General features: G+C 62.7%; 18 protein-coding genes and 1 pseudogene. 10 read left to right on the top strand and 9 right to left on the bottom strand.

What is annotated here, in order from left to right:
- Positions 1-236: 236 nt before the first annotated feature.
- The 3 genes from NKJ12_RS04685 to NKJ12_RS04695 all read left to right on the top strand — a co-directional run bounded on the left by NKJ12_RS04685 (position 237) and on the right by NKJ12_RS04695 (position 2,583).
- The gene (locus NKJ12_RS04685; RefSeq protein ID WP_352701375.1) at positions 237-1,010 is read left to right on the top strand and encodes an amino acid ABC transporter substrate-binding protein; all 774 of its coding nucleotides are present in this window, start codon (positions 237-239) and stop codon (positions 1,008-1,010) included.
- Between the two features lie 122 nt (positions 1,011-1,132).
- Positions 1,133-1,813, top strand: a complete 681-nt coding sequence (locus tag NKJ12_RS04690; RefSeq protein WP_023721020.1) for an ABC transporter permease subunit — start codon at positions 1,133-1,135, stop codon at positions 1,811-1,813.
- Entirely contained in the window at positions 1,810-2,583 is a 774-nt protein-coding gene (locus tag NKJ12_RS04695) for an amino acid ABC transporter ATP-binding protein (RefSeq protein WP_352701377.1), read from the top strand. Before NKJ12_RS04690 ends, NKJ12_RS04695 begins: the two co-directional genes overlap by 4 nt.
- A 76-nt stretch (positions 2,584-2,659) precedes the next feature.
- On the opposite strand, the gene NKJ12_RS04700 is transcribed toward NKJ12_RS04695, so the two are convergent.
- From NKJ12_RS04700 to NKJ12_RS04720, 5 genes are all read right to left on the bottom strand, one after another.
- Positions 2,660-3,241 (bottom strand): CarD family transcriptional regulator, encoded by a 582-nt coding sequence (locus NKJ12_RS04700; protein ID WP_006327799.1) that lies wholly within the window; start codon positions 3,239-3,241, stop codon positions 2,660-2,662.
- A gap of 368 nt (positions 3,242-3,609) precedes the next feature.
- Complete coding sequence (gene fdxA, locus NKJ12_RS04705) at positions 3,610-3,948, bottom strand: ferredoxin FdxA (protein WP_254816494.1); 339 nt, start codon at positions 3,946-3,948, stop codon at positions 3,610-3,612.
- 148 nt (positions 3,949-4,096) lie between these two features.
- Positions 4,097-4,483, bottom strand: coding sequence for an RNA-binding S4 domain-containing protein (locus NKJ12_RS04710; RefSeq protein WP_023680553.1), 387 nt, complete (start codon positions 4,481-4,483; stop codon positions 4,097-4,099).
- 12 nt (positions 4,484-4,495) lie between these two features.
- The gene (locus tag NKJ12_RS04715; RefSeq protein ID WP_352701378.1) at positions 4,496-7,867 is read right to left on the bottom strand and encodes a helicase-related protein; all 3,372 of its coding nucleotides are present in this window, start codon (positions 7,865-7,867) and stop codon (positions 4,496-4,498) included.
- 700 nt (positions 7,868-8,567) lie between these two features.
- Positions 8,568-9,299 (bottom strand): TetR/AcrR family transcriptional regulator, encoded by a 732-nt coding sequence (locus tag NKJ12_RS04720; protein WP_352701379.1) that lies wholly within the window; start codon positions 9,297-9,299, stop codon positions 8,568-8,570.
- On the opposite strand from NKJ12_RS04720, the gene NKJ12_RS04725 reads away from it, so the two are divergent.
- On the top strand, positions 9,286-10,485 hold the full coding sequence (locus tag NKJ12_RS04725) for an FAD-dependent monooxygenase (protein ID WP_352701380.1): 1,200 nt from the start codon (positions 9,286-9,288) through the stop codon (positions 10,483-10,485). The genes NKJ12_RS04720 and NKJ12_RS04725 overlap by 14 nt on opposite strands.
- A 65-nt stretch (positions 10,486-10,550) precedes the next feature.
- Here NKJ12_RS04725 and phbB read toward each other — a convergent pair whose 3' ends face one another.
- Both phbB and NKJ12_RS04735 read right to left on the bottom strand, forming a co-directional pair.
- Positions 10,551-11,276 carry an acetoacetyl-CoA reductase gene (phbB, locus tag NKJ12_RS04730; protein ID WP_352504974.1) on the bottom strand — a complete coding sequence of 242 codons (726 nt, stop codon included), beginning with the start codon at positions 11,274-11,276 and terminating at the stop codon, positions 10,551-10,553.
- 104 nt (positions 11,277-11,380) lie between these two features.
- On the bottom strand, positions 11,381-12,565 hold the full coding sequence (locus tag NKJ12_RS04735; protein ID WP_254816500.1) for an acetyl-CoA C-acetyltransferase: 1,185 nt from the start codon (positions 12,563-12,565) through the stop codon (positions 11,381-11,383).
- Between the two features lie 278 nt (positions 12,566-12,843).
- Between NKJ12_RS04735 and phaR the strand changes: the two genes are divergently transcribed.
- Positions 12,844-13,452, top strand: coding sequence for a polyhydroxyalkanoate synthesis repressor PhaR (gene phaR / locus NKJ12_RS04740; protein WP_352701381.1), 609 nt, complete (start codon positions 12,844-12,846; stop codon positions 13,450-13,452).
- Positions 13,453-13,561: 109 nt separating this feature from the next.
- Here phaR and NKJ12_RS04745 read toward each other — a convergent pair whose 3' ends face one another.
- A complete protein-coding gene (locus NKJ12_RS04745) occupies positions 13,562-14,008 on the bottom strand; it encodes a hypothetical protein (protein ID WP_352701382.1) in 447 nt (148 codons plus the stop codon).
- 101 nt (positions 14,009-14,109) lie between these two features.
- On the opposite strand from NKJ12_RS04745, the gene NKJ12_RS04750 reads away from it, so the two are divergent.
- On the top strand, positions 14,110-14,763 hold the full coding sequence (locus tag NKJ12_RS04750) for a TetR/AcrR family transcriptional regulator (RefSeq protein WP_352701383.1): 654 nt from the start codon (positions 14,110-14,112) through the stop codon (positions 14,761-14,763).
- A gap of 41 nt (positions 14,764-14,804) precedes the next feature.
- Here NKJ12_RS04750 and NKJ12_RS04755 read toward each other — a convergent pair.
- Positions 14,805-15,936: pseudogene (locus NKJ12_RS04755) on the bottom strand (citrate synthase).
- Positions 15,937-16,028: 92 nt separating this feature from the next.
- Between NKJ12_RS04755 and NKJ12_RS04760 the strand changes: the two are divergent.
- From NKJ12_RS04760 to NKJ12_RS04775, 4 genes are all read left to right on the top strand, one after another.
- On the top strand, positions 16,029-17,117 hold the full coding sequence (locus NKJ12_RS04760; protein WP_352701384.1) for a citrate synthase/methylcitrate synthase: 1,089 nt from the start codon (positions 16,029-16,031) through the stop codon (positions 17,115-17,117).
- Positions 17,118-17,316: 199 nt separating this feature from the next.
- Positions 17,317-18,099 (top strand): 3-hydroxybutyrate dehydrogenase, encoded by a 783-nt coding sequence (locus NKJ12_RS04765; RefSeq protein WP_352701385.1) that lies wholly within the window; start codon positions 17,317-17,319, stop codon positions 18,097-18,099.
- Between the two features lie 26 nt (positions 18,100-18,125).
- A complete protein-coding gene (locus NKJ12_RS04770) occupies positions 18,126-19,253 on the top strand; it encodes a patatin-like phospholipase family protein (protein WP_352701433.1) in 1,128 nt (375 codons plus the stop codon).
- A 383-nt stretch (positions 19,254-19,636) separates the two neighbouring features.
- The gene (locus NKJ12_RS04775; RefSeq protein ID WP_352701387.1) at positions 19,637-20,848 is read left to right on the top strand and encodes an efflux RND transporter periplasmic adaptor subunit; all 1,212 of its coding nucleotides are present in this window, start codon (positions 19,637-19,639) and stop codon (positions 20,846-20,848) included.

Raw genomic sequence — 20,848 nt, forward strand, 5'->3', positions numbered from 1 at the left:
AAGAACGTGCCATGCGGGGGAATGTTCCCCCGGACTGTCATGTCGATTGCGCTGCTCCAGGAGATTCGCCACCGGCCTTGACTCAGCCGGATGGCGCCGGGAACTGCTGGTTGAGAATTGGATTTCAAGGGCGCGAGATTTTTGAAATTTAGTTTCTTATTCCGGCATCGCGCATCTGTCATTTTCCGGCACTCGCAATGACGCCGGACATCGGCCAAGGACGGGATCACAGAAAAATGAAATGGCTCAAATCGCTTATCGTCGCCGGAACGCTGCAGGTTCTGGCCATCGCCGCCGGTCATGCCGGCGCCAATCTCGACCAGATCAAGCAGTCCGGCGTCTTCAAGGTCGGCACGGAAGGAACCTATGCGCCCTTCACCTATCATGATGCTTCCGGCGTGCTCGTCGGCTTCGACGTCGAGATCGCGCGGGCCATCGCCGAGCGCCTCGGCGTCAAAGCCCAGTTCCTCGAAGGCAAATGGGACGGGCTGATCGCCGGTCTCGACGCCAACCGCTACGATGCCGTCATCAACGAGGTCGGCATCACCGAGGCGCGCAAGGCCAAATATGACTTTTCGGATCCCTATATCGCCTCCAAGGCGGTGCTGATCGTGCGTGGTGACAACACCGATATCAAGAGCTTCGCCGATCTCAAGGGCAAGAAGGCGGCGCAGTCGCTGACTTCGAACTTCGGCAAGCTGGCTGAAACCAACGGCGCCGAACTCGTCGGCACCGACGGCTTCGACCAGTCGATCCAGCTTCTTCTTACCGGCCGCGCCGACGCCACCATCAATGACAGCCTGTCCTTCCTCGACTTCAAGAAGCACAAGCCCGACGCCAATGTGAAGATTGCCGCGCAGGAGGAAAACGCCGACTATTCCGGCGTCATCGTGCGCAAGGGCGATCCGGAACTGGTGGCCGCCATCAATAAGGCGCTGGCCGACATCAAGGCCGACGGCACCTACAAGAAAATCGCCGACACCTATTTCGGCCAGGACGTTTCGAAGTAAAACGGCTTTCTCGTGTGGGCCGAACGCCGGCCCGCGTCGTTCATATCGCGGCGAGCTGTCTTTTGACGGCCCGCCGCTTTCGCGTGATATGAGCGACGGCAATCTGGCAAGGAGGAGCCTTCGTGCCGCACTGGCTGCAACTGATGCTGGAATCCCTGCCTACACTGCTGTGGGCCGCACTGATCTTCACCGTGCCGTTGACGCTGCTGTCGTTTGCATTCGGTCTTGTCCTAGGCCTGGTTGTGGCGCTTGTCCGGCTGTTCGGTCCCAAACCGCTGGTCGCCGTGGTCCGCTTCTACGTCTGGATATTCCGCGGCACGCCGCTTCTCGTGCAACTGTTCCTGATCTTCTACGGCCTGCCATCGGTCGGCATACTGCTCGACGCCTTTCCGGCAGCATTGATCGGCTTTACCTTGAACATCGGCGCATATTCGTCGGAAATCATCCGCGCAGTCATCGGTTCGGTGCCCAAGGGCCAGTGGGAAGCGGCCTATTCGATCGGCATGACCTGGGCCCAGGCAATGCGGCGCACCATTCTTCCGCAGGCGGGGCGCGTCGCCGTGCCGCCGCTGTCCAACACCTTCATCTCGCTGGTCAAGGACACTTCGCTCGCCGCCGCTATCACCGTGCCGGAGATGTTCCAGGCGGCGCAGCGCATCGTCGCCACCACCTATGAGCCGCTGATCCTCTATGTCGAGGCAGCGGCTCTCTATCTGGTCATGAGCTCCGTGCTGTCGGCCTTGCAGGCGCGGCTGGAAACGCGGCTCAACCGTTATGGCGGCTTCCTGGAGGCGCGCGCATGATCGGCCTCACCAACATCGAAAAGCGTTTCGGCGACAATTTGGTGCTGAAGGGCGTGACCGTCACCATCGAGGAAGGCAGCGTCACGGCGCTTGTCGGGCCGTCGGGCGGAGGGAAGAGCACGCTTTTGCGCTGCATCAACCTGCTCGAGCTGCCGACTTCAGGCACGGTGCGGATCGGCGACGATGCACTCGAATTCCAACCCGGCGGCAGGGTCTCGACCAGGGATATCCAGCGACTGCGGCTGCAGACCGGCATGGTGTTCCAGAATTTCCAGTTGTTTCCGCATCGCACTGCGATCGAGAACATCATGGAGGGGCTGGTGACGGTGCTGAAATGGCCCAAGGAAAGAGCGCGCGGACGGGCGCTCGCCCTGCTCGAAAAGGTCGGCATGGCGCACAAGGCCGACGCCTGGCCGGCGACGCTGTCAGGCGGCCAGCAGCAGCGCGTAGCGATTGCCCGGGCGCTGGCGCCTTCGCCGAAAGTCCTGCTCTGCGACGAGCCGACCTCGGCGCTCGATCCGGAACTGGCGCAGGAGGTGGTCGACGTGCTCGGCAAGCTCGCCAGCGAGGGCACGACCATGGTGATGGCGACGCATGATCTGCGGCTCGCCTCGAAGATCGCGCGGGAAGTGGTGTTCCTCGATGCCGGCAACATCGTCGAACAAGGGCCGGCCGCGGTGCTGTTCAGCAACCCCGAGCGCCAGCGGACCAAGCGGTTCATCGCCACGCTGAAGCAGGAGGCGGAAAGGGAAGGCGGCGGCAAGAGCTAGAATGGCCATTACCGGTCAGCCAAAACAAAAAACCCGGCGCGAGGCCGGGTTTTTCTGAATTCGAAGGCGAAAAGGCTCAGGCAGCTTCTTCCTGCTCGGCTTCCTCGTTGTCGGCCTTGGCGCCGCGCTTGGGGCCCTTGTTGAGGTTCACCTCGATGAGGCGCACCGCTTCGGTCTCCGACATGCGGTTGACGGCCGCGATCTCGCGGGCCATGCGGTCGAGGGCCGCCTCGTAGAGCTGGCGCTCGGAATAGGACTGCTCCGGCTGGTTGTCGGCGCGATAGAGGTCGCGCACCACTTCCGAGATCGAGATCAGATCGCCGGAGTTGATCTTGGCATCATATTCCTGGGCGCGGCGCGACCACATGGTGCGCTTGACGCGGGCGCGGCCCTGCACGACCTTCAGCGCGCGCTCGACATAATCCTCTTCCGACAGCTTGCGCATGCCGATCGAGGTCGCCTTGGCGACCGGCACCTTGAGGCGCATCTTGTCCTTCTGGAAGTCGATGACGAACAGCTCCAGCTTGTGGCCCGCGACTTCCTGCTCATCGATCGAGACGATCTGGCCGACACCATGCGCCGGATAGACGATGTACTCGCCGGTCTTGAAACCGTGGCGCGCTGCGGTGGACTTCTTCTGCGGGGTGATCGTTGCCATTACGCCCTGAACTCCTTGTTGTGGTACCGGCATCGTGCCGGCCCGAACTCGTGCGACCGGGGTGACCGGTCCTTAGCCACACAACGATGAACTCACCGGAAAGGCCAGGACCGGCAAATCGCAACATTGCGACCGCCTGCCCCAGATCGCTCTGGTCCGGATTGAGAAATTCACCTTTCAGTGATTTGGGGCGTTTGCGCCATAAATCGACGTTGTGTCACCGGCATGTTTGGCTGATATAACACAAAAAGTCGGAAGAATCAAGGTTTTGCTGCACGCGCGAAGGCCACGCGCCGTTGCCGCCTGTCAAGGCAGTTAATGTATCACGTCTGTTAAGCGGCGTCAGGCGGCCGCAGCCGGCCGGCTCGTCAGTCGCCTTCGCCGGGCTCGGGGGAGAAATATTTCTCGAACTTGCCAGTTTCGCCATCGAAAGTTTTAGCGTCGGCCGGCGGCTCCTTCTTAGCGGTGATGTTGGGCCATTTCTCGGCATATTCGGTGTTGATCTGCAGCCATTTGTCGAGGCCCGGTTCGGTATCGGGCTTGATCGCGTCGGCCGGGCATTCCGGTTCGCAGACGCCGCAATCGATGCACTCGTCCGGGTGGATGACGAGCATGTTCTCACCTTCGTAGAAGCAGTCGACCGGACAGACCTCGATGCAGTCCATGTATTTGCATTTTATGCAATTGTCGGTCACGACATAGGTCATTGGTCGGCTCCGGGACGTCCCATTTTGTTGGGCTTTTTTGGTGAGGTAACGCCTTTGTCCGCTGGTGGCAAGGGCGGCCCCTGCCAGCGGTGCCGCGGTTTCCGGAATGGAATTCCGGAAGGCCGGCAAAGCGGGCGTTCGACCTTGCTCAATCGTCGCCGAGCAGGTGGTCGGTCTGGCGGCGTTCCTTCTTGGTCGGGCGACCGCTGCCGGCCTCGCGCAACGGCGGCACCGCATCCGGAAGCGCCTCGCCCTTGGGCGCGGGGGGCGGCGACATGTCCTCGTAGAGCAGGCGGGCCTCTTCGGCCGGGCCACGCCGTACGCCGGTGCCAAGGACTTTCCAGACGAAGATCCGCCGCTCCAGCGTGATGGTCAAAACGTCGCCCGGCCGGACCGTATCGGAAGCCTGCGCTGCTTTGTCGCGATTGATGCGGACGCGTCCGGCGACGACCAGCTTGGCTGCCAGCGTGCGCGATTTTACCGCGCGCGAGAAGAACAGCCACTTGTCGATGCGCTGGCGGGCATCAGTGACCATCGGACGAGCAGCTTACTTCTTCAGCTGGTCGCGCAACGCGGCGAGCTTGGCGAAGGGCGAGTCCGGGTCGAAGCGGACCGGGCGTTCCTCACGCGGCTTTGGCTGGAAGGCGGGTTTTGCGCCTTGGGCGCCGCCTTTGCCGTCCTGCCGGCCAGCCTTCCAGTCGGGCCGGTTTTCGCGCCGGTCCGGGCGTTCGGCTTGCGGCTTGCCGGCGCGCTGTTCTGCCGCCTCGCCTTGCGGCCTGGGCTTGAACTTGCTGCGATCGAAGCGCGGCTTGCCGGCGCCGTCGCGCTGGTCGTGACGCCCCTGACGGGCGGGCCGGTCGCCCGGCGTCGGTTGCCCGCCGGCATCTGCCGGCGCATCGCTGCGGCTGTCCGGCGCAGCTTGACCATTGCGCGCGCGATTGTCCCGATGATTGTCCCGGGGGCGGTTGTCATGCTGGCGATGACGCGGGCGCTGGTCGAAACGACCCTGCCGCCATAACAGGACAGGTTTTGGCTCCTCCGCTTCTGGAGCAGCTTCACCGGAGACGGCTTCCGCCGTCGCTGCAGGTTCGGCCGGCGATGCTTCCGTAGTGTCGGAAACCGGCGGTTCTGCCGATGCCGCAGCCTCAGTTTCCGCAGGCGCTTCAGCAGTCGCCTCCGCGGCGGGCCGGGTCTCTTGCGTGACTTCTGCCGCAGCTTCAGGGGCTGGAGCTTCCGCGACAGGCTCTGCCGTCGCTTCGGTCACAGCTTCGGCCGCCGCCTCCGCAACAGGAGCCGCATCCGACACAGGTTCCGAAGCCTCCGCCGGCGGCTCTGCCGCGGCAGATGCTTCCGCCATCCTCGCCTGCTCGACTCGCGCAGCCTCTTCCGCCGCCTGCTTTGCAGCGGCAGCTTCACGCGCGGCATTATCCTGTGCTTCGAGCCGCGCCTTGACCTCGGCCGCCGGTTTGGCATCGGCGCGATAGCCGAGTCCCTTCAGGATTTCTTCCATGTCGTCGGCGGTGGCGCCGAGAATCGACATCATCGGCGGCGTCACCATGAAGGACTGGCCGTCATAGGCGCCGTCGGGGCGAGGCCCGAGGCCCGGCTTCCAGTTGGTCGCCGGCCGGATCAGGTCGGCCAGCCGTTCGAGAATATCGACGCGTACAGCACGCCGGCCAAGATTGCGGTAGCCGGCAAGCTTGTAGAAGGTCTTGTCGAAGGTCGGATCGATGACCACCGAGGTGCGGCCGGAGGCCAGTGCGTGAACGACATCGCCGAAACCGGGCTTGTCCTTGCCGTCGTTTCTCAGCGCCCACAGCAGCGTTATCAGCCCGGCCGGCGCCGGTTTGATCAGCGCCGGCACGAAGACATGGTAGGCGCCGAAGCGCACTCCGAGACGGCGAAGCGCCGCGCGGCCTTCCTGGTCGAGCGACTTCATCTCGTCGGCGATGTCGCGACGGTTGATGAGGCCGAAATGCTCGACAAGCTGGAAAGCGATGCCGCGGCCGATGCCGGTGATCTGCTCGGCATTCTTAAGGTCGACCAGAGGCTTCAGCAGGGATTCGATCTGGAAATTGACGAAGCGCTCGGCGCGCGCCGCAACCTTGTCGCGGGCCGGACCGGTGAGCTGCTCGTCGGCGAGCAGGACAAGACGCGGCTTCAAAGCGTCTTCGCCGGCGACCAGCGTGCCGATCGGCGCGCCGATCCAGCGCAGCGTGCCATCCGAACCCAGGGCGATGTCGCCATTGGCAGAGGCGCCGAAGCGCTCGGCCCGCGCCTCGAACTCGGCGGCAAGCGCCTTCTGCGCCGCCGCCCGCACCGCCTTGGCGTCCTCGCCGCCGGCGCTCTGGTCGGCGGTAAAGCGGAAACCCTGCAGCTCGCCGACATGATGGCCTTCGACGAGGACGGTTCCGGTTGGGCTGATTTCGGCTTCAGGCATCGTGTTTTCTCTAAGGCGCCGCATGAGGACGGAAGTCCTGCGGTCTACAAAACGTTTCGTCAACCGCTCATGCAGCGCATCCGACAATCTGTCTTCGATTTCGCGCGTCTTTTCCTGCCAGTGTGCCCGATCGGCCAGCCAGCCGGGTCGGTTGGAAACGAAGGTCCATGTGCGGATCTGGGCAATCCTGTGCGACAGCGTGTCGATGTCGCCTTCGGTGGTGTCGGCACGGCGGACCTGCTCGGCCATGTAGTTCTCGTCGACATGGCCATGCCTGGCAAGGTCCATGTAGATGGAGGCGATCAAGTCGGCGTGCTGGGCCGGCGCGATCTTCCTGTAGTCGGGCAGCGCGCAGGCTTCCCATAGCAGCGCCACGCGTCTGGCATCGGTGGTGAGTGCCCGGACGTCCTCGTCGCGCGACAGATGCTCGAGCGCCTGCGCGTCCACGGCCGGCAGTGCGCGCGTCAGGCCTTCGACCGGGGCGTTGGTCTCGATCGAGCGTTTCAGCGCATCGAGGTTGGCGAAATCGAAATGCGCGGTGCGCCACTGCAGCACTTTCACCGGATCGAAATCATGCGCCTCGATCTTCTTGACCAGTTCCTCATCCAGCGGATCGACCTGGCCGGTGACGCCGAAGGTGCCGTCGCGCAGGTGCCGGCCGGCGCGGCCGGCAATCTGGCCGAGTTCGGCCGCCGTTAGGTTGCGGTACTGGTAGCCGTCGAATTTGCGGTTCTGGGCGAAGGCGACGTGGTCGAGGTCGAGGTTGAGGCCCATGCCGATGGCGTCGGTGGCGACGAGGTAGTCGACGTCACCCGACTGGAACAGCGCCACCTGGGCGTTGCGGGTGCGCGGGCTGAGTGCGCCGAGCACGACGGCGGCACCGCCTTGCTGGCGGCGGATCAGCTCGGCAATGGCATAGACCTCGTCGGCCGAGAAGGCGACGATCGCGGTGCGCCGCGGCAGGCGGGTCAGCTTCTTCGAGCCGGCATAAGCAAGATGCGATAGCCGTGGCCGGGTCACCACCGACACGCCCCGCAGCAAGCGCTGCAGGATGCCGTGCATGGTGGCCGCGCCCAGCAGCAGCGTCTCCTGGCGGCCGCGCAGATGCAGAATGCGATCGGTAAAGATGTGGCCGCGTTCGAGATCGCCGGCGAGCTGGACCTCGTCGATGGCAACGAAGGCGGCGTCGGTCTCGCGCGGCATCGCTTCCACGGTGCAGACCGAGTATTTCGCGCCAGCCGGCTGGATCTTTTCCTCGCCGGTGATGAGCGCAACCTTGTGGGCGCCGACCTTCTCGCAGACGCGCGCATAGACCTCGCGGGCAAGCAGCCTGAGCGGCAGGCCGATGACGCCGCTTTCATGAGCCACCATGCGTTCGATGGCGAGATGGGTCTTGCCGGTGTTGGTCGGGCCGAGCACGGCCGTCACGTCTCGGCCGGTCAGGATCAGCGGTTCAGTGTGTTTCGGATGGATGTTCATCGGCCTGGAAATAAGGCTCTCCGCCTCGCATTGTCGGGAGCGCGCCCATATTGGCCGCGTATGACAGGCGACACATAGGGATTTCGGGCGCGAAGCGAAAGCGGAATGTGCCGAGGGCAGGCCGATTGGTCGCTTCAAAGCCAGAAAATCTGTTCCCGATTAACAGTTGGAACGAGTCTGGAACGAATCAGCGACGAATCACTGACTCTCGCCGATTCAGGTTTTGTTCACGGCTACATCTGGGTTTTCTGCCGGCGTACCTCACCACATGCTGAATCACGGGAACTGGCCCGATTCATGCAAGCGGCATCCAGGCGAGCACCATGGTTAACCTTTGCCGGTGAATGGTCGTGGGTGGCCAATCTGCTTCGCACAACATTATGAAATTATTGATGTTTCCTAACGCGCTTTAATCATTTCGAGGGCGTTTTCAGCTCTCGTCGTTAACGTTCCGCTCAAAGCCGGAACGAATCGGCGACGAATCAGAGATAGCCGAAGTTTCTTGGTTTGTTCACCGCAACATGTTGTGTTGTGAACAGCTTCTCCACCGAGAATCCACAGGCTGCGGGACGGATTGTGCACAGGCTGCGCAGCGGCCATTAACCTTTGCGTGCTGGTTCGGCACACACCGGCGTCATGGCCATCGGTCGGCGCACTTGCCGCATGAGGCTCAGACTCGGCCCCACGCTGAACGGCTTGTTCAAGGCACATCCTCTCCGACGGCATAGCGCTGCAATGTAGGGCCGACGGTCTGGATGATTTCTTCGTGAGACAGGGCGACGACCGGTGGTAGGCGCAGCAGGTAACGGCACATCGCCAAACCCAGCAGCTGGCTGGAAATGAGCCCGGCCCGCCGGCCCGCATCGGCGGGATCAGCGACCGCCGCAACCAGTGGCCTCACCTGGTTGGCAAATACATCGCGCAACTTTTCGGCGGCGAATTCGTTCGACGTCGCCGACCGCAGCAGAATTGCCATGCCGGTACCGTTGGCCGGATCTTCCCAGATTTCGAGAAATCGCCTGATCAGTGTCTTGCCGATGGCGGTTCGATCGATCACCCGCAGTGCCGGCAATCTCAGGTCGACGACCGCCGCTCTGGCGAATAGCTCGTCCTTGCTGCGGAAATAGCGGATCACCATGGCCGGATCGATCGAGGCGTGGGCCGCGACGTCGCGGATGGAGGCGCCGTCATAGCCGTGCCTGGCGAACAGCAGCCTCGCGGCTTCGAGGATCTGGGCGCGGGTGCGGTCCGACTTGCTGGTTTTCTTCTGCTGATTCTCGCTCATGAAATCCCTATGCCAACGGTTGTTGACAAATGCAATGGCTTCGACTAGAAAGTCAACATGTGTTGATAAATGGAGAGAGAAAATGTTGCCAGATACAACGGAAGTCCTGATTATCGGCGCGGGCCCGACCGGCTTGGCGCTGTCCATCGTGCTGCACCAGGCCGGGGTCGACCATGTTCTGATCGACAGGCTTGGGGAGGGCCTTCAGACCTCGCGGGCCGGCGTCATCCACGCTCAGACGCTGGAAGCGCTGGAGCCTCTGGGCGTCACGCAGCGGCTGAGCGAACTTGCCCTGAAGCTGCAGAATTTCGCCATCCGAGATCGCAGCCGGGCACTGCTCAAGCTCGATTTCGGAAAGCTTCCGTCGAGGCATCCCTATCTGATGATGCTGCCTCAGAATCTCACCGAGCAGGTGTTTGCCGAGCGGATTACGGCCCTGGGCGGCGTGATCCACCGCATGGTCGAGGCCAAAGCGGTGCTTCAGGACACTGACGGTGCGCGCGTGACGGTGGTCGAAAACGGCCGCGAGAAGATCATATCGACACGTTACGTCGTTGGCGGCGACGGCATGCACAGCCTGGTGCGCAACTCGGCCAGCATAGAGTTCGACGGCGCGGCCTATGAGGCGTCGTTCGTTCTCGCCGACGTTCGTCTCGACTGGCCGGTTGGGCCAACCGAAGTGTCGCTGTTCTTTGCGCCAGCCGGACTGGTGGTGGTGGCGCCGCTCCCAGACGGATCGTACCGCGTCGTCGCGACAATGGACGATGCACCGGAAAAACCCGCAGTCGCAGACATACAGGTGCTGCTCGACAGCCGTGGGCCGACCAAAGAAAGAACCCGCGTGCTCGACCTGTCGTGGAGCTCGCGGTTTCGCGTGCATCACCGCCTGGTCCGGTCATACCGCAAGGGCCGGTTGTTCCTGATGGGCGATGCCGCGCACGTGCACAGTCCGGCGGGAGGGCAAGGCATGAATACCGGCATCGTCGACGCGGTCGTGCTTGGCCAATTGCTTGGCGACGTGGTGAACGGCGTGCGCCCCGAAGCGGAGCTCGAACTCTATGAAACGCTGCGACGCCCGGCAGCCCAAGAGGTGCTTGACCTGGCTGGCATGATGACCGGCATGGCGCTTGCCCGCAGTCCGGTGAAGCGGTTCGTTCGCAACCTCGTGCTGTCGGTGCTGAACCTCACACCATTCCTGAAGCGCCGCATCGCATTGAAGCTGTCGGGCCTCAGTCGGGCGCCGCTTGCCCGTCTGCCGGCACCCGCGTGCAAGGCAGGTTCAATTACCCGAACCCAGCCTGAAGCCAGCCCAGCGCTGAAGCTTGCCGCGTGACAGCCCGGTTATCTGCCCGTACCTGCCGTCGGGCCGGTACGGGGGCATCCGCGACATCCCAAGCCTCAGCTAATGTACTGGCCGCCATTGGCTGAAATGGTCGAGCCGGTGATGAAACCGGCGTCGTCAGATGCGAGGAAGACGACGCAGCGCGCGATCTCCTCCGGCTCGCCGAGACGGCCGACCGGGATGTGCGGGATGACACGCTCGTTGAGCACCTTCTCGTCCATCGCCTTGACCATCTCGGTGGCGATATAGCCGGGGCAGATGACGTTGACGGTGATGCCGGCGCGCGCGCCTTCCTGGGCCAGTGCCTTGGTGAAGCCGATGTCGCCGGCCTTCGAAGCCGAATAATTGACCTGGCCGACCTGGCCTTTCTGGCCGTTGATCGAGGAGATGGTGATGATGCGGCCGAACTTGCGGTCGCGCATTCCACCCCACAACGGATGCGTCATGTTGAAGACGCCGGAAAGATTGGTGTCGAGGACCTCTTTCCATTGCTCGCGCGTCATCTTGTGGAACATCGCGTCGCGGGTGATGCCGGCATTGTTGACCAGCACCGAGACGGGACCGAGATCGGCCTCTATCTGTTTGATGCCGGCAGTGCAGGCTTCATAGTCGGCGACCGACCATTTATAGACCGGGATGCCGGTCGCTGCCTTGAACTTTGCCGCCGCATCCTCGTTGCCCGCGTAGTTTGCGGCCACCGAATAGCCGGCGCTCTTCAAGGCGACCGATATCGCCGCGCCGATGCCGCGCGACCCGCCTGTGACGATTGCAACCTTTGTCATGTGTCCTCCCGGGAAATGCAGATGGCTGCGCGTTGAAGCGGTGGGGTTTGCCCTCTATTCCCTACTCGCTTTGCACCAGCATCCTACTCGTATCGCCTATCTCATCACAATGCTTCCACGCACATGGCAACGCCCATACCGCCGCCGATGCACAGCGTGGCAAGACCTTTCTTGGCACTTCTGCGGCGCATCTCGTAGACCAGCGTGTTGAAGATGCGGGCGCCCGAGGCACCGACCGGATGGCCGATGGCGATGGCGCCGCCATTGACGTTGACGATCGCCGGGTCCCAGCCCATGTCCTTGTTGACGGCGCAGGCCTGCGCGGCGAAGGCCTCGTTGGCTTCGACCAGATCGAGGTCGCCGACCGACCAGCCGGCCTTGGCCAGCGCCTTGCGCGAAGAGGGGATCGGTCCCGTCCCCATGATCTGCGGGTCGACGCCGGCGGTCGCCCAGGAAACGATACGCACCAGAGGTGTGATGCCGCGCCTTGCGGCTTCCGCTTCGGTCATCAGCACCACAGCTGCGGCGCCGTCGTTGATGCCGGAGGCATTAGCTGCCGTCACCGTGCCTTCCTTGTCGAAGGCCGGCTTGAGCTTGGTCATGGCATCGATTGTCGCGCCGTGGCGGATGTATTCATCCTGGTCGACTACGGTGTCGCCCTTCCTGCCCTTGACTGTGAAGGCAACTATCTCGTCCTTGAATTTTCCGGCTTTCTGCGCGGCCTCGGCCTTGTTCTGGGAAGCCAGTGCGAACTGGTCCTGGTCGTCGCGGGTGATCTGGAACTGGCGAGCGACGTTCTCCGCGGTGTTGCCCATATGATAGCCGTAGAAGGCATCGGTCAGGCCGTCCTTGATCATGGTGTCGATCAGCTTGAAGTCGCCCATCTTGACGCCACCGCGCAGATGTTGCGCATGCGGAGCCATCGACATCGATTCCTGGCCGCCGGCAACGATGATCCTCGCGTCGCCCTGGGCGATCTGTTGCATGCCGAGCGCGATGGCCCGCAAGCCCGAGCCGCAGAGCTGGTTCAGGCCCCAGGAGGTAGCCTCCTGCGGCACGCCGGCGGCCATAGCCGCCTGCCGCGCCGGGTTCTGCCCTTGGGCCGCGGTCAGGATCTGGCCGAGAATGACCTCGTCCACCTCCTTGCCCTCGACGCCGGCACGGACAAGCGCTTCCCTGACGGCGACCGCACCCAATTCATGGGCTGGCGTGTTGGCGAAGGCGCCGTTGAAGGAGCCGACAGGCGTGCGCGCTGCACTGGCGACAACGATGGCGTTGGAAGCGGACATGTTCTTCTCCAGGCTTTCGGGGAACGATTTCGGGTGCCGTCGGGGACTTTTCTTGCCCTTTCCACAACCCGAGTCAAACCCGAAATGGGCATGGCGTCCCACTGCCGCAAGCATGCCGCACGTCGCTGCAACGGCGGCCCGTCCGTGCTGCGCAGCATAAAATGTTCCCGCACTGCACAAACTGCTTGGATTCATGACGCTTTTGCGCATATCCTTTAAAAAGGCGCAATCGTTACCGGCGGCTTACTTAAGCTGCCCGGTGTCCGGGGAGGATGCAGATGGCCGCAAAAGACGAACCTATTGTTATCAAGAAATATGCCAATCGCCGTCTCTACAATACGGGCACCAGCACCTATGTGACGCTCGAGGATCTCGCTGAAATGGTCAAAAAAGGCGAGGACTTTACTGTCCAGGACGCCAAGACCGGTGACGACATCACGCATCCGGTGCTGACCCAGATCATCTTCGAGCTGGAGAACAAGGACGGGCAGAACATGCTGCCGGTCCCGTTTCTGCGTCAGCTCATCGCCTATTACGGCGACCAGATGCAGATGATCGTGCCGAGCTTTCTCGAGCAGTCGATGCTGGCCTTCTCTAAGGAGCAGGAACGCTTTCGCGAACAGATGAAAGATGCGCTCGGCAAGTCGCCGATGGACATGATGAAGATCGCCACGCCGATCAAGGTGCTGGAGGAGCAGACGCGGCGCAACATGGAAATGTTCCAGAACGCCATGCGGCTGTTCACACCGTTCCCGCCTGCGGGCTCTGCGCCGGCAGCAGCGCCGGCCGAACCGGGCAGGAAGGAAACACCGGAAAAACCCGACGACCTTCAGGAACTGAAGGAGCAGATCGCCGCGATGCAGCGCAAGCTCGACACGATGTCCTGACTGCCGGCTGGCGAAGTGCCGGCCGAAACTTCCTTCAGCAGACCGTGTGATAAAACATCTTCGTCTCGAAAGGCGGAGATGTCATCCATGCTATGCTTCGTGGCATGCTCTATTTCGTGGTCACCGTCACCAGAGCGGTAACAGGTTTGCCGTCTACTAGAATGGGCCGGTGATGATCATCGGCAAGAAGCACGCCGATTACGTGTCTGCCGGCGGCATCCGGGCAATGGCCGAAACGGGCCTTGATAAGGTCACCGCCAAAGTCGCTGTTCATGCTGTTGTACGGCTTGCCGGGGATGTTGCAGGTGTCTCCGTCGGGATCGATCTTCATATGCACGTGGCCGCATTGGCTGATTTCCCCGCACTCACCCGCAGGGAGCAGCCTGAAGTTGCTCCTGACGACGACGCCTATCGCCTTCTCAGGATCATTGCCGAGTTCGACAACTGAACCTGCCGTCGGCCAGATGACTTCCAGTGTGGGCCGATCCTCGGCCTCGGCAGACACGAGCGACAATAAGGAGAAAGCGAGGGCAGTCGTTGCGGTGATGCGAAACATGATAACCTCCGTTGCGATGTAAACACTGATTACATATGCAGTGCTCGAACACAAGGGAAATAATCAGCGATTACATTCCGCTCTCGTGGTATTTGGCTGAGATGACCAAGACTACTGATTCCGACGAAGCCGGACATGCCAAGCGGTATCATCACGGCAATCTCGTCGAGGCCTTGATCACGGCAACCGTGGAGATCATCGAGGAACGGGGAGCCGAGCATGTCTCCGTACGCGAAGCCGCAAAACGTGCCGGCGTTTCACCCGGCGCACCATTCCGGCATTTTCGATCGAAAACAGCGTTGCTAACCGCGGTCGCCGAACAGGCCATGGATCGGCTGACAGAGGCTGTTGCCAAGGCGCAGTCGAAAATCGGCAGCGCAAATCCCATTGAGGCTTTCGAAGCAATCGGACAAGGCTATCTGGAATGGGCAATTACCAACCCCACGCATTTCCAGATCATCAGTTCCAGAACCCTAATTGATTTTGAAGCGTCGGACAGCCTTCGTCATCAGAATGAGGCTATTCGGCGGAGGATGATCGACTTGCTGACGCAAGCGCAACAACACGGTCGGCTTGCTCCCGACACCGACTTTGATCATCTTGTGCTTGCCGCGCGTGCACTCGTGTATGGGTTGGCACGCATGGCGCTCGATGGTCATTTCCGGGAATGGCATCCGTCCGAGCCGCCAGCCCTGGCCGCGCAGCGGGCTCTCCGACTTTTCATGAGCGGTATGACCATTCCATCTAAAGCTTAAATCCGCCAGCACCCAAAAAGGGCCCGGGATTGCGCCGCCAGTTAATGGAACTCCGGCAGCGGTCCCTGGTAGCGGGCGCGTGGCCGGATCAGGCCGTTGCTTGTCACCTGCTCCACCGCATGCGCGGCCCAGCCGACGCTGCGGCCGAGCGAAAACAGACGGAACGGCGCATCGGACGGCAAGCGGAGGCTGCGCGTCAGCGCAGCCAAGGCGAAATCGACGTTCGGGCGCATGCCCGTTGCCGCAAAGGCCGCATCGCAAAGCCGCAGCAGGCCATCATCGACATCGATTGCGGCCAGCAAAGGTTCGGCGCGCGGATCGCCTTCGGGATAAAGCGGATGGCCAAATCCGGGCAGTGGCATGTCGTGACCGAGCCAGCGTCCGACGGCCGCATCCGGCCCCAATCTCTGCGCATCCTCGCCCAGTAGCATGACGGCCTCCGCGGCGGCGCCATGGCGCGGACCGGAGAGCGTTGCGAGGCCGGCAAGCAGGCAGGCCGAAACAGGTGCGCCGGTGGACGCGGCGACCCGTGCGGCGAAGGTTGATGCGTTCAATTCGTGATCGGCCAACAGTACGAGCGAGCGGCGGATCAAGTCTGCGTCGGCCGCATCGAGCGACCATCCCCGCGCCAGCCTTTCGTGCACGGCACCGGATCCGGGAATCGCGCCGAGCGCCTGGGCCAGGGCGGCGATGGCGCCGGCCGCATCGTGGTTGAGCGAAGCTGATCGGCGGCCGAGCGAAGGCCGGTCCTTGGCCGCCAACGCGGCCAATTCCGCGAAGGCGGCCGGCCGGCCAGTTGCGCCGTTGCCGTGGCGGCTCGCCGAGACAAACGACACTGGTGCGTCAGATGCCCAAAGCAGGTTTGCCGTCTGCTCCAGCGTGGCAGCCTCGCAGAGAGCAACCGCATCCTGGCCGCGATAGACGAGGCGGCCGTGCAAAACGGTCGAGATCGTGGTGGCGATCGCCGGCTCACCCCAGGCAATTGCACTTTCGGCGATGGCCTGGGGATTTCGGCCGCGCGCCCGGCGGCTCGCCAGCGCCGCGATGTCGTCGGCGCGATACTGGCTACGGCGTGGATCCGCCCGGTCCGGGCGCATGCCGATGCGCCCGCGGCGTCTGGGCGCGCACCTTGAGACGCTCCAGGGCCTCGTCCCGCGTCAGCCACTCCGTCATGTCAGTCCTGTCATGTTGATTCTGTTGATCAAGATTGATGATCCAGTCGCCAACCCTTATCTACCGCGCGGAAAGGGTCAAGGAGAAAACCAATGGCGAATGGGCTCGATGATGTGGTGGCGGCGGAAACGGTGCTCTCCGATGTTGATGGTCTTGGCGGCCGCCTGACCATCCGGGGCCATTCGTTGCCCGAACTGGCAGGCCGCTGGAAATACGCCGAGGTGGTCCATCTGCTGTTCGACGGCTTTTTCGACGATTTTCCCGACGACAAGGAGCTGGCGAACGCGATCGGTCGGGCGCGCAGCGAAGTGTTCGGGCAGATCGAACCCTTGCTGCCGTTTCTCGCATCCCTCGATATCTACAGCGCGATGCGCGCCGGCATTGCGCTGCTGCCGGACGGCGGCAAATTGCCGGACGCGCTGCGGCTGGTTGCAGCACCTGCCGTGCTGACGCCGGCCTTGCTGCGCTTGCAGCGCGGCGAAAGCCCGATTGCGCCCGATAGCAAGGCCGATCATGCCGCCGACATGCTGCGGATGCTGACCGGCATTGCGGCCTCGCCGAAGTTGGCGAAGGCACTCGATGCCTATCTCGTGACGGTTTGCGACCATGGCCTCAACGCATCGACCTTCGCCACGCGCGTGGTCGCTTCGACGCAGGCCGGGCTTACTTCGGCGGTGCTGGCCGGGCTCGGAGCGCTCAAGGGGCCGCTGCATGGCGGCGCCCCAGGTCCGGTGATCGAGATGCTGGATGCGATCGAGGCGCATGGCGACGCCGCCGGCTGGCTGCGTGACGAGATCGGGCGCGGCCGCCGCATCATGGGCTTCGGGCATCGCATCTACCGCGTGCGCGATCCGCGTGCCGACGTGCTGAAAGCGGTGGTGCGGCAACTCGGCGCCAAGGGCGTAGCCGCCCACCGGCTGGGGTTTGCCGAAAGCGTCGAGCAAGCGGCGCTCGAAGTGCTTCGCATCGCCAAGCCGTCGCGCTCGCTCCAGACCAATGTCGAGTTCTTCACAGCACTTCTGCTGGAAGCGGCGGGCTTTCCGAAAGAGGCGTTCACCAATGTCTTTGCTGCCGGGCGCGTCGCCGGCTGGATTGCCCATGCGCGCGAGCAGCAGACGAGCGGACGGCTGATCCGGCCGCAGTCGCGCTATATCGGGCCGGTCCCAGACCTCGTCGCCTGAGGATTTTTCCCTCGCATACTTGCGGAAACCGGTCGCAATAGCCGGTGCCGGACACCTCTCTCGTCGAGATAAGAGAGGTCCTCATGACAAAAATTTCATGTCATTGCTCCACACATCCGCTGTTCTTGGATGGCAGAGAACCTATATGCTGCAGTGCAACATGGTTCCGCGGGAACCCACTTCAAAGGAATAGCCAGCCTTGACTACCAGAAAAACCGCCATAGTCACGGGTTCTACCTCGGGCATCGGCCTGGCTATTGCCCACGCGCTCGCGGCCGAAGGCTGCAACCTCGTCGTCAATTCCTTTTCCGATACCGCAGACGACCACGCCATCGCAGACGCGATCGCGAAGCACCACAAGGTGAAGACCGCCTATGTCAAAGCCGACATGTCAAAGGCGGCCGAGTGCCGGGCTTTGGTGGCGAAGGCAGCCGAGGCATTCGGCTCGGTCGACATCCTGATCAACAATGCCGGCATCCAGCATGTCGCGCCGGTGGAAAGCTTCCCGATCGAGAAGTGGGATGCGATCATCGCCATCAACCTGTCATCGGCCTTCCACACCATCGCCGCCGCCATCCCGTTGATGAAACAGGCCGGTGGCGGCCGGATCGTCAACGTCGCCTCGGCCCACGGCCTTGTCGCCTCGCCGTTCAAGTCGGCCTATGTCTCGGCCAAGCATGGCATTATGGGCTTGACCAAGACTGTCGCCCTGGAGCTGGCGCGCGACAAGATCACCTGCAATGCCATTTGTCCGGGCTATGTGCTGACGCCGCTGGTCGAGGCGCAGATCCCCGACCAGATGAAGGCCAACAAGATGGACCGCGAGACGGTGGTCCGCGAGGTCATGCTCGAAAAGCAGCCGACCAAGGAGTTCGTTACCGTCGAGCAGGTTGCGGCGGTGGCAGTGTTCCTATGCTCGGATGCGGCGGCGCAGATCAACGGCACGCACATCTCTGTCGATGGCGGCTGGACCGCTCAGTGAGCCATCCAGCGGTCAAGGGCCACGCCATGCCGAAGAACGGCAAGGTGGAAGAGCCAAAGAAGATCAACATCGCGCTGCAAGGCGGCGGCTCGCACGGGGCGTTTTCCTGGGGCGTGCTCGATCGGCTGCTGGAGGACGGGCGCCTCGACATAACGGCGGTTTCGGGCACCAGCGCCGGTGCCATGAATGCTGTGGCGCTGGCCGACGGCTTTGTCCGCGGCGGCGTCGAGGGTGCGCGGCGCAAGCTCGACGATTTCTGGCGTGCGGTGGCGGCAAAGGGCCGCTTCAGCCCGGTGCAGCGCATGCCTTGGGACGTCGCCTGGGGCAATTGGTCGATCGAGAACACGCCCGGCTATTTCCTGTTCGATACGATGTCTCGGGTATTTTCGCCCTATGTCGCCAATCCGCTCGCCATCAATCCGCTGCGCGACGTGGTCGAACGTGAGATCGATTTCGACAATGTGCGCGCCTGCAAGTCGATTGAACTGTTCATTTCCGCTACCAATGTCGAGACCGGCCAGTTGCGGGTCTTCTCTGACGGCGAGATCGACCTCGACACGGTGATGGCGTCGGCCTGCTTGCCGCATTTCCGTGCCGTCGAGATCAAGGGCGTGCCCTATTGGGATGGCGGTTATGGCGGCAACCCGGCACTGTTCCCGTTCTTCAAGACGGCGGCCACCGAGGACGTGCTTTTGGTTCAGATCAATCCGGTGGTCCGCGAGGGGACGCCGAAGAGCGCCAATGAGATTCAAAACCGCATCGACGAGATCACCTTCAATGCCGGGCTGTTGCGCGAATTCCGCTCGATCGCCTTCGTCAAGGAATTGATCGCCGCCGGCCGACTGCCGCACGGCGAATATCGCGACATACGCATGCACCGCATCGACGCCGACGAAGCGTTCAAGGATTTGTCGGCATCGTCCAAGGTCAATGCCGAATGGGCGTTCCTTGCCTATCTGCGCGACCTCGGCCGCACCGCGGCCAGTGACTGGCTGGAAGAAAACTACGACGCCGTCGGCAAGCGGCCGACGATCGATCTGTCCGGCGAGCTCGATGACGGCCTGAAGCCGGTACGCGGGCCCGCGCCGGGCCGGCGGGTCAAGGAGTTTCTTGCGGCGCGCAAGCAGCCCGAGGCCGCCCGCCGTCCGGCCTAGAACGGTTAATCGTTTCGGAAACGCCGAACCGCTCTATCTTTTTCTTTTTGTTTTACGCAATTCCGGACGGAAACCGTTTCACATTTTCCTGGAATTGCTCTCGCTCCTCCGCAAAGCAGATGACGTCGCAATCTGTCCAATCATCCTGACACTTGCTGCCATACCGCTGTTTTGGCGATCAACAGCCGATGCTGCAGCCGCATCTTTGCGGACAAAGCAACAATCCATCAACTTTTCTGACTATATTGCGCCGCAACTTTGCGGTAGAAGCGCGCTTCGCCGATCACGGCAATTTGAATACGGCCTCGCGCGCACCCATATCGGCGACGCGCCCCAAGTAGAAGATGCGGCTTGGCCGAACCCCGCGCACTGGAAAAATAACGATGCCGAAATTCAGGTTTCACAAGCTTGCTGCCATTGTTGTGCTCATCGGTTTCGCCGGCTGGATGGTGACAGGCGAGTTCTCGTCCGTCGGCAGCGCGTCCGCCGATAACAAGCCCAAGGCAGGAGAGGTCGAGCAGCCCAAGACAGCCGACGCAGGCAAGCCCCAAACTGGCGAAGAGGGGGCTGCCAAGCCGGGGACTGCCGAGGCGAAACAGCCCAAGGCGCCGTTACGTACGGTCGCGGTCATAACCCCGCCGCGGCGCACCTATGCACGCGCTATCCGCATTTCCGGACTGACCGAAGCCGACAAGCGCGCCGTCCTGGCGACACGCGTCGCCGGCGTCATCGACAAGCTGCCGGTCAAGCAGGGTCAGCACGTCAAGACCGGCGACCTGATCCTGATGCTTGCCGCCGAGGAAAAAATCTCGGCGGTCGACAATGCCAAGCAGCTTGTCGTGCAGCGGGAGGCAGAGCTGGCTGCTGCCCTGCGGCTTATGAAAACCGGCAATCTGCCCAAGTTGCAGCTCGATACAGCCCGCTCCAACCTGACGCTGGCCAAGTCGCAACTGGACGCAGCGCAAGCCGAACTCGACCGCAATGAGGTGAAGGCGCCCTTCGACGGCGTTATCGACCGGGTGCCGGTGGAGCTTGGCAGTTCCGTGATGCAGGGCGGCGAGGTGGCTACTATTCTCAGCCTCGACCCGGTGATTGCGCGCGGCGAGGTCAGCGAACGCGATCTCGGCTATCTGAAGATCGGTGACAAGGCGAATGTGCGTCTGGTCAGCGGCCAGAACGTCGAGGGCATCGTGCGCTACATCAGCCGGGATGCATCATCGGCAACCCGTACCTTCCGGGTCGAAGTCGCCATCCCGAATGCAGATGGTTCCGTACCGGCCGGCATGACGGCCGAAATCGCGCTCAGCGCCCAGCCGACCGATGCCGTCATGCTGCCGCGCTCGGTGGTGACGCTCGGCGACAAGGGCGACCTCGGCATCCGCGCCGTCGGCAAGGACGACAAGGTCGTGTTCTTCCCGATCGACCTGGTCGACGACACGCCGACCGGCCTGGTGCTTGGCGGCATTCCGACCGACGCCCGCATCATCGTCGCCGGCCAGGAGCTGGTGAAGGAAGGCGAAGTGGTCAAGCCGGTCGAAGCGGACCAGGCGACCATCCAAAAGCTGTTGGGCGAAGCGACGACCGGGACGCAGTAA

The sequence above is a fragment of the Mesorhizobium sp. M0195 genome (assembly GCF_040322115.1).
Taxonomy (GTDB): domain Bacteria; phylum Pseudomonadota; class Alphaproteobacteria; order Rhizobiales; family Rhizobiaceae; genus Mesorhizobium.

What these genes read in the sequence shown, in the direction of transcription:
- NKJ12_RS04685 (WP_352701375.1), top strand. Translation starts at nt 237, where the DNA reads ATGAAATGGCTCAAATCGCTTATCGTCGCCGGAACGCTGCAGGTTCTG.
- NKJ12_RS04695 (WP_352701377.1), top strand. Translation starts at nt 1,810, where the DNA reads ATGATCGGCCTCACCAACATCGAAAAGCGTTTCGGCGACAATTTGGTG.
- NKJ12_RS04700 (WP_006327799.1), bottom strand. Translation starts at nt 3,241, where the DNA reads ATGGCAACGATCACCCCGCAGAAGAAGTCCACCGCAGCGCGCCACGGT.
- fdxA (WP_254816494.1), bottom strand. Translation starts at nt 3,948, where the DNA reads ATGACCTATGTCGTGACCGACAATTGCATAAAATGCAAATACATGGAC.
- NKJ12_RS04710 (WP_023680553.1), bottom strand. Translation starts at nt 4,483, where the DNA reads ATGGTCACTGATGCCCGCCAGCGCATCGACAAGTGGCTGTTCTTCTCG.
- NKJ12_RS04715 (WP_352701378.1), bottom strand. Translation starts at nt 7,867, where the DNA reads ATGAACATCCATCCGAAACACACTGAACCGCTGATCCTGACCGGCCGA.
- NKJ12_RS04720 (WP_352701379.1), bottom strand. Translation starts at nt 9,299, where the DNA reads ATGGACAGCGCCAAGCCGGTCGGGCCCGCGCCGATAATCAGGACTTCC.
- phbB (WP_352504974.1), bottom strand. Translation starts at nt 11,276, where the DNA reads ATGACAAAGGTTGCAATCGTCACAGGCGGGTCGCGCGGCATCGGCGCG.
- NKJ12_RS04735 (WP_254816500.1), bottom strand. Translation starts at nt 12,565, where the DNA reads ATGTCCGCTTCCAACGCCATCGTTGTCGCCAGTGCAGCGCGCACGCCT.
- phaR (WP_352701381.1), top strand. Translation starts at nt 12,844, where the DNA reads ATGGCCGCAAAAGACGAACCTATTGTTATCAAGAAATATGCCAATCGC.
- NKJ12_RS04745 (WP_352701382.1), bottom strand. Translation starts at nt 14,008, where the DNA reads ATGTTTCGCATCACCGCAACGACTGCCCTCGCTTTCTCCTTATTGTCG.
- NKJ12_RS04750 (WP_352701383.1), top strand. Translation starts at nt 14,110, where the DNA reads ATGACCAAGACTACTGATTCCGACGAAGCCGGACATGCCAAGCGGTAT.
- NKJ12_RS04760 (WP_352701384.1), top strand. Translation starts at nt 16,029, where the DNA reads ATGGCGAATGGGCTCGATGATGTGGTGGCGGCGGAAACGGTGCTCTCC.
- NKJ12_RS04770 (WP_352701433.1), top strand. Translation starts at nt 18,126, where the DNA reads ATGCCGAAGAACGGCAAGGTGGAAGAGCCAAAGAAGATCAACATCGCG.
- NKJ12_RS04775 (WP_352701387.1), top strand. Translation starts at nt 19,637, where the DNA reads ATGCCGAAATTCAGGTTTCACAAGCTTGCTGCCATTGTTGTGCTCATC.